9 protein-coding genes are annotated in these 7,106 nt (G+C 72.5%); 8 read left to right on the top strand and 1 reads right to left on the bottom strand.

Features of this window, described 5'->3' with window-relative positions; all coding sequences use genetic code 11:
• From infB to DKL51_RS07500, 7 genes are all read left to right on the top strand, one after another.
• Positions 1-2,035 (top strand): translation initiation factor IF-2 (gene infB, locus DKL51_RS07530; RefSeq protein WP_124811871.1); only part of this gene is annotated, 2,035 nt, incomplete at its 5' end.
• An 88-nt stretch (positions 2,036-2,123) separates the two neighbouring features.
• On the top strand, positions 2,124-2,417 hold the full coding sequence (locus DKL51_RS07525; protein WP_109942959.1) for a DUF503 domain-containing protein: 294 nt from the start codon (positions 2,124-2,126) through the stop codon (positions 2,415-2,417).
• Between the two features lie 145 nt (positions 2,418-2,562).
• Positions 2,563-3,048 carry a 30S ribosome-binding factor RbfA gene (gene rbfA / locus DKL51_RS07520; RefSeq protein ID WP_109942971.1) on the top strand — a complete coding sequence of 162 codons (486 nt, stop codon included), beginning with the start codon at positions 2,563-2,565 and terminating at the stop codon, positions 3,046-3,048.
• Positions 3,045-4,097 carry a DHH family phosphoesterase gene (locus tag DKL51_RS07515; protein WP_124811870.1) on the top strand — a complete coding sequence of 351 codons (1,053 nt, stop codon included), beginning with the start codon at positions 3,045-3,047 and terminating at the stop codon, positions 4,095-4,097. Before rbfA ends, DKL51_RS07515 begins: the two co-directional genes overlap by 4 nt.
• Positions 4,098-4,162: 65 nt before the next feature.
• Positions 4,163-4,570, top strand: a complete 408-nt coding sequence (locus tag DKL51_RS07510; protein ID WP_124811869.1) for a hypothetical protein — start codon at positions 4,163-4,165, stop codon at positions 4,568-4,570.
• On the top strand, positions 4,570-4,779 hold the full coding sequence (locus DKL51_RS07505; RefSeq protein WP_185734738.1) for a DUF6186 family protein: 210 nt from the start codon (positions 4,570-4,572) through the stop codon (positions 4,777-4,779). The genes DKL51_RS07510 and DKL51_RS07505 overlap by 1 nt, the downstream gene beginning before the upstream one ends.
• 374 nt (positions 4,780-5,153) lie before the next feature.
• The gene (locus DKL51_RS07500; RefSeq protein WP_260428413.1) at positions 5,154-5,741 is read left to right on the top strand and encodes a P-loop NTPase family protein; all 588 of its coding nucleotides are present in this window, start codon (positions 5,154-5,156) and stop codon (positions 5,739-5,741) included.
• A gap of 79 nt (positions 5,742-5,820) precedes the next feature.
• On the opposite strand, the gene DKL51_RS07495 is transcribed toward DKL51_RS07500, so the two are convergent.
• Positions 5,821-6,567, bottom strand: a complete 747-nt coding sequence (locus tag DKL51_RS07495) for an MIP/aquaporin family protein (protein WP_124811867.1) — start codon at positions 6,565-6,567, stop codon at positions 5,821-5,823.
• 121 nt (positions 6,568-6,688) lie between these two features.
• Between DKL51_RS07495 and DKL51_RS07490 the strand changes: the two genes are divergently transcribed.
• Positions 6,689-7,106, top strand: a 418-nt coding sequence (locus DKL51_RS07490) for an MATE family efflux transporter (RefSeq protein WP_260428412.1), incomplete at its 3' end; no start/stop codon positions are given.

Below are 7,106 nucleotides of genomic sequence, written 5' to 3'. Positions count from 1 at the left end.
CGGTGGCCCCGGTGGCGGCGGTGGTGCTCCGGGCGGCGGTTTCCGTCCGGGTGCTCCGGCCGGTGGCGGCGGTCGTCCCGGTGGCGGTGGCCGTGGCCGTGGCGGCGGCGCCGCGGGCGCCTTCGGGCGTCCGGGTGGCCGGCCGACCCGTGGTCGCAAGTCCAAGAAGCAGCGCAGACAGGAGTTCGACAACCTGTCGGCTCCGACCATGAGTTCGGGTGCTCCCCGGGGTCAGGGTCAGGTCGTCCGGCTCTCCCGTGGCGCCTCGCTGTCGGACTTCGCCGACAAGATCAACGCCAACCCGGGTTCGCTGGTCCAGGAGATGTTCAACCTGGGCGAGATGGTCACCGCGACCCAGTCCTGCTCTGACGACACCCTGCTGCTGCTGGGTGAGCACCTCGGCTTCGACGTGCAGATCGTCAGCCCGGAGGACGAGGATCGCGAGCTGCTCGCGCAGTTCAACATCGACCTCGACGCTGAGGTAGCGGAGGAGCGCCTGGTCAGCCGTGCGCCGGTGGTGACCGTCATGGGTCACGTCGACCACGGTAAGACCAAGCTGCTCGACGCGATCCGCAAGGCGAACGTCGTGGCCGGCGAGGCGGGTGGCATCACCCAGCACATCGGCGCGTACCAGGTCCACGTCCCGCACGAGGGCGAGGACCGCGCGGTGACCTTCATCGACACCCCGGGTCACGAGGCGTTCACCGCCATGCGTGCCCGTGGTGCCCAGGTGACGGACATCGTGGTGCTGGTGGTGGCGGCCGACGACGGCGTGATGCCGCAGACCATCGAGGCGCTCAACCACGCCAAGGCGGCGGACGTGCCGATCGTGGTCGCGGTCAACAAGGTCGACAAGCCGGAGGCCAACCCGGACAAGGTCCGCCAGCAGCTGACCGAGTACGGACTGGTCGCCGAGGAGTACGGCGGCGACACCATGTTCGTCAACGTGGCCGCGAAGCCGGGCATCGGCATCGACGAACTGCTCGAGGCCGTCCTGCTGACCGCCGACGCGTCGCTGGAGCTGACCGCTCCGATCGACGGGCCGGCGCAGGGTGTGGCCATCGAGGCGCACCTGGACAAGGGCCGCGGTGCGGTGGCGACCGTGCTGGTGCAGAAGGGCACCCTGCGGGCGGGCGACTCGATCGTCGCCGGCGGGGCGCACGGCCGGGTCCGCGCGATGCTCGACGAGAACGGCAAGCAGGTCCAGGAGGCCGGTCCGGCGCGTCCGGTCATGGTGCTCGGCCTGACCGCGGTGCCGGGTGCGGGTGACACCTTCCTGGCGGCCGAGGACGACCGCACGGTGCGCCAGATCGCCGAGCAGCGGCAGGCGCGGCGACGGGCGGCGGCATTCGCCAACTCCCGTGGTCGGGCCACCCTCGAGACGCTCATGGAGCAGCTCAAGGAGGGCGAGAAGACCTCGCTCAACCTGGTGCTCAAGGGCGACGTCTCCGGTTCCGTGGAGGCGCTCGAGGACGCGCTGTTCAACCTCGACATCCCCGAGGAGGTCCAGCTCAGGATCATCCACCGGGGTGTGGGTGCGATCACCGAGAGCGACGTCATGCTCGCGAGCGCCTCGTCCGAGGCGGTCACGATCATCGGCTTCAACGTGCGGGCCGCCAACAAGGTCCGCGAGATGGCCGACCGCGAGGGCGTGGAGATCCGGTACTACACCGTCATCTACCAGGCCATCGAGGAGATCGACGCCGCGCTCAAGGGGCTGCTCAAGCCGGAGTACGAGGAGGTCGAGCTCGGCAGCGCGGAGATCCGCGACGTGTTCCGCTCGTCCAAGATCGGCAACATCTCCGGTTGTATCGTCCGGTCCGGCATCATCCGCCGCAACGCCAAGGCGCGGCTGCTGCGGGACGGGGCGGTCGTGGCGGACAACCTCACGGTCAGCTCCCTCAAGCGGTTCAAGGACGACGCGACTGAGGTCCGCGAGGGCTTCGAGTGTGGTCTGACGCTGGGCGGTTTCAACAACGTCCAGGTCGGCGACATCATCGAGACCTTCGAGATGCGGGAGAAGCCGCGCGCCTGATCCGGCGGTGACACAGTGATCAAGGGGTTTACGCCGAAAGGCGTAAACCCCTTGATCATGTCCGGGGGTGACCGTAATGTCCGGGGCGATGTTCACCGGAACCGTGGTCTTCGACCTGCTGCTGCCGGGCGACTCCCGGTCGCTCAAGGCGAAAAGATCATATGTACGGCCGATCGTGGCGGCGCTGCGCCGCTTCGAGGTGTCGGCCGCCGAAGTCGGAGCGCTCGACCTGACCGGTCGGGCCGAGATCGGGGTGGCCGTGGTGGCCGCCGAGGCGGCACACGTCCGCGAGGTGTTGGACTCGTGTGAGCACCTCGTGGCCGGCCGCCCGGAGGTGGAGCTGCTGTCGGTGCGCCGCCGGCTCCACGGCCCGGAAGACTGAGCCCGCCCGGGTGGTGGCGACCACCGGCGGCGACGCGCGACGGCCACGATCGCGCGGGTAGTGTTCGAGATGTTGGGCGGTCGGACCCGGCGGCGTCCCGCGCCGTCGTTCCGGCCGGGAGCAGGATGCCCTGGAGGTGGGGGAGATGACGGATCCGGCCAAGGTACGCCGGCACGCGGAGCGCATTCGCGAACTGGTCGCGTCGGTGGTGCGGAGCCAGATCAAGGACCCCCGGCTCGGCATGATCACCATCACCGACGCCCGGATCACCGCAGACCTGCGGGACGCCACGGTCTTCTACACCGTGCTCGGTGACACGGCGGCCCAGTCCAGCACCGCGGCCGCGCTGGAGAGCGCCAAGGGCATGCTGCGCAGCACCGTCGGCAAGGCGCTCGGGCTGCGGCACTCGCCGACCCTGACCTTCGTGCTCGACGACGTGCAGGACCAGGTCAAGCACATCGACGACCTGCTCGCGGCGGCGCGTAACGCCGACGCCGAGGTGCAGCGGCTGGCCGCCAGGGCGCAGTACGCCGGCGAGGCGCAGCCGTACCGGCTGGACGACGAGGACTCCGACGTCGAGGACGAGGAGACCGAGGACGAGGTCGAGCCGCGCGGCGGCGACCAGCGGTGACTGCCCCCGCTGAGGGTGCGGGCGGTACGCCGGGTGATTCCGGTCCGACCGACGCCGACTGGGCGGCCGCCGTCGCCGCGGTACGCGGGCTGTCCGCCGACGCGCGGGTGCTGATGATCTGCCACGTCAACCCGGACGGGGACGCGCTGGGCAGCATGCTCGGCTTCGGGCTGGGCCTGCGCCGGCTGGGCGTACGACAGCTCCAGGCGACCTTCCCCGGGCCGCCGGAGCTGCCGGAGTCGTTCGGCTGGCTGCCCGGGCTGGACCTGCTCGTGCCGGAGCGGGCGGCGTACTCGGATCCGGACCTGGTGATCTGCTTCGACGCGGCGAGCGAGTCGCGCCTCGGCGACCTGGTCGACCGGCTGGCGGTGGCGGGGACGACGCTGGTGCTCGACCACCATGCCTCGAACACCCGGTTCGGCCGGATCGACCTGGTCGATCCGCACGCGGCGGCCACGTCGGTGCTGGCGGAGGGGCTGCTCGCCCGGCTCGGGGTTCCGTTGGACGCCGAGATCGCGGCCTGCCTCTACGTCGCGCTGAGCACGGACACCGGCTCGTTCCGCTTCGACGCGACCACCCCGGCGGTGCACGAGCTGGCGGCCCGGCTGCTGGCCACCGGTATCCGGCCGGGGGACATCTCCCGGCGGATCTTCGACACCCGGCCGTTCGGCGCGGTCCGGCTCTTCGGTGAGGTGCTGGGTCGGGCCCGGCTCGACCCGGCGGCGGCCGGCGGGCGGGGGCTGGTCTGGACCGTCGCCACCCTGGACGATCTGGCCCGGTACGACCAGCCGCCGCACGTCCTGGAGTCGCTGATCGACTCGATCCGGGTCACCGCCGAGGCGGAGGTGAGCTGCGTGGTCAAGCAGGTGGCGGCCGAGGAGTGGTCGGTCTCGCTGCGCAGCAAGGGCGCCGTGGACGTGAGCCGGGCGGCGGTGGTGCTGGGCGGCGGTGGGCACCGGTTCGCGGCCGGCTTCACCGGGCGAGGCAGCGCGGACGAGGTAATGGACCGGGTCCGGGCGGCGCTGGACGGGGCGCTGCTTCCGGCCTGAGATCAGGGTCGACTCCGAGGTGTGGCGGTCTTCCCGCGCTCGGTGACGGTGAGGACAATCGGGTGATGGATCGCCCCCGAGAGCTCACCGCCGAGGTGCCCCGAGCCTGGGATCGTCCGGTCGTCTCCGTCCCGATGCTGATCTGCCTTTCGCTGGTCGGTGGGCAGCTCCCGTCCTTCTCGGCGCAGGCCAACCTCTACACCCTCGGCACCGGTGGCGCGCTGATCTGGCTTGGGCTGAGCAACCGGGTGCCCCGTCGGCCCGCCCCGCGCCGGCTGGCCCCCGGGGCGGTCTGGTGGCTGGTTCCGGTGACCGTCTTCGGGGTCTTCGAGGGGGCGACCTTCGCGCTGTCCGTGGGCGACGAGTTTCCCACCTTCTCCCGGCTGGCCGACCCGCTGCTGGAGGACCATCTCGTCCGGTCGACGGCCTGGTTCGCCTGGCTGGCCGCGTTCTGGGGGCTGGTGCGGCGATGATGCGGACCCTGGCCATCGGCGGTTTCCTGACCGCCGTGCTGCTCTTCGCGGCGGTCGAGGGGGCGGCCCGCCGGGAGGGTTCCCGGATCCCGCCGCTCGGTGAGGTCTGCGCCTTCGTGATGCGCTACGAGGTCGGCCCGGTCCCGGTCGGCCGGATCGGGCTCTTCGGTTTCTGGTGGTGGCTCGGCTGGCACTTTCTGGCCCGCTGACGCCCCCGTGTCCAGATCTCGGGAACACTGGGCAGTATGTGGAACTGAACGATAGCTTGGGAAAAGACCGGCGCCGTGCTGCGACGCAGGTCGTGGGCGGTGGCGCCACACCCGGTGCCGCCTCCCTCCAGGGTCAGACCGACCCGGGCTCACGCTGCCAGGCGAGCCGCTCCGGTGATCCCGGACCGCTGCCGGGCGCTCAGCATTGCCGCCCGTAGGGCCACCGTGTCGGTGGCCCGCACCCTGGAAGGGATTTCCCATGGCGACCAAGCGCAAGCCCCAGACCGAGACCACCGACGAGGCGCGCGAGCAGATGCGCCGCGCGCTGCAGACCTCGATGGACACCCGCCAGTGACGCACGCCGCCCGGCGGTGATGTCGCCGACGTCCGTCGCCGGCATCACCGCCCGCCCGGCCCCCGTGGCCGCCAACCGGGCGCTACCGTCGCCCGGTGCAGCGATCCTGATCGTCGGCAGCCCGGGCGCCGGCAAGAGCACCCTTTCCCGTGAGGTCGCCCGCCGGCTCGATCTTCCGCTGATCCACCTCGACCGGCACTACTGGCGGCCCGGTTGGGTCGCCTCCGACGGGGCGGGCTTCCGCGCCGAGGTGGCCGGGCTCGCCGCTCGCCCGGCCTGGGTGATGGACGGCAACTACGGCGCGACGCTCGACCTCCGGCTACCCCGCGCCGACCTGCTGGTGATCTGCGATCCGCCCCGGCTGCGCTGCATCGTCCGGGTGCTGCGCCGGCACTGGGCCCACCGCGTCACCCCCCGACCTGACCTGCCGGACGGCTGCCCGGAGCAGATCGACCTGGAGTTCCTCCGCTACATCTGGCGGTTTCCCCGCCGGTCCCGCCCCGGCATCCTCGCCGCCGTGGCGGCGGCCGCGGCGCCACCCACGGTGGTCCTGCTGCGCAGCCGTGCGGAGGTCCGTCGCTGGCTCGCCACCCTCCCGACCGTCTGAGCCGCCCTCCTCGGCGGGCTCGGCGCGCCGAGCGGGTCTGGTGACCCGGCCGGCGCGAGACGGCCCCTCGGGCCGGGGCTCAGGGCCCGATCCTGCCCTGAGCCATGCGTCGGCTGATCTGCCCACCGCCCGGTCCGCGGAGCAGCAGCGCGATCGCGACCGCGATCGGCACCGCCAGCAGTGGGCCGAGCAGGTACGCCCACCAGCCCCGGGGCTGCCCGTACACGAGCGCCGGGCCGAGCGAGCGGGCCATGTTCATCGAGGCGCCGGTGAGCGGGGAGGCCCAGAGCCCGGCGAGGGCGAGATAGCCGCCGGCCGCGACGGCCGCCAGCGGCCCGACGTTCTGGGCGCCGGAGGCGGTGCCGAGGATGGTGCTGAGCAGGCCGACGGTGAGGATCAGCTCCCAGACCAGCGCCAGCGGGGTGCCGATGCCGGGGCCGGGAACGGTGAGGCCGGCGGTGCCGTGCCCGCCGAGCAGTCCGGCGAGGAGCGCCGCCGCGGACACCGCCCCGGTGAACTGGGCGACCAGATAGCCGGGCACCCGGCGCCACGGGAAGTCCCGCCGCAGGGCGAAGGCCAGCGTCACCGAGGGGTTCAGGTGCGCGCCGGAGACCGCGCCCATGAACAGGATGATCGAGGCCAGCATCAGGCCGGGGGAGACTACCGCCGCGGTACGGCTCACCGCCTCGGCGCCGAGGCGCTGGTTGACCACGCCGGGGCCGACGGAGACCAGCACCAGGAAGAAGGTGCCGAGCAGCTCGGCGAAGAACCGTCGCCACCAGATCGGGTCGGTGCCGTTGACGACTCGCTCGTCGTTGGCCGCCATGGGCTCACCGTACGGCGCCGGACGGCGCCTGACTCCGGGTACGCGGACACCCGCCCGACCCGACCGGTAAGTGATGCATGAGGTTGCGTCCCTTACTCGTCTCGTGCCAGGATCGGCGACGATGAGTCAGACCGCCACCTCCGCCCCCGCCTCCGACGCGGCGTCGCCCCGCCGGATCGCCGCGCTCGCCCTGCCGGCGCTCGTGGTGCTCGCCGCCGAGCCGCTCTACGTCCTGGTCGACACGGCCGTGGTCGGGCACCTGGGTCGCGTTCCGCTCGCCGCGCTCGCCGTCGGCGGCACGGTGATGACCCTGACCGCCTGGCTCGGCACCGTCGTCGCGTACGGGACCACGGGGCGGTCGGCCCGCCGGTTCGGTTCGGGGGACCGGGCCGCCGCGGTGGCCGAGGGCGTCCAGGCGTCCTGGCTCGCGCTGGCGGTGGGCGTGCTGGTGGCGATCGGCATGCAGGTCGGCGGCGGGGCCTTGGCGCGTACCCGCGTCGGCGCTCCCGGCGACGTGACCGACGCCGCCGCGCAGTGGC

Source organism: Micromonospora globispora (genome assembly GCF_003857015.1).
Classification (GTDB): domain Bacteria; phylum Actinomycetota; class Actinomycetes; order Mycobacteriales; family Micromonosporaceae; genus Micromonospora; species Micromonospora globispora.
Note: the sequence above shows the minus strand (reverse complement) of the source record. Positions and strands in the feature narration are given on the sequence as shown.

Coding starts and splice junctions, on each gene's coding strand:
- DKL51_RS07510 (WP_124811869.1), top strand. CDS start 4,163: ATGGATCGCCCCCGAGAGCTCACCGCCGAGGTGCCCCGAGCCTGGGAT.
- rbfA (WP_109942971.1), top strand. CDS start 2,563: ATGACGGATCCGGCCAAGGTACGCCGGCACGCGGAGCGCATTCGCGAA.
- DKL51_RS07500 (WP_260428413.1), top strand. CDS start 5,154: ATGTCGCCGACGTCCGTCGCCGGCATCACCGCCCGCCCGGCCCCCGTG.
- DKL51_RS07525 (WP_109942959.1), top strand. CDS start 2,124: ATGTTCACCGGAACCGTGGTCTTCGACCTGCTGCTGCCGGGCGACTCC.
- DKL51_RS07505 (WP_185734738.1), top strand. CDS start 4,570: ATGCGGACCCTGGCCATCGGCGGTTTCCTGACCGCCGTGCTGCTCTTC.
- DKL51_RS07495 (WP_124811867.1), bottom strand. CDS start 6,567: ATGGCGGCCAACGACGAGCGAGTCGTCAACGGCACCGACCCGATCTGG.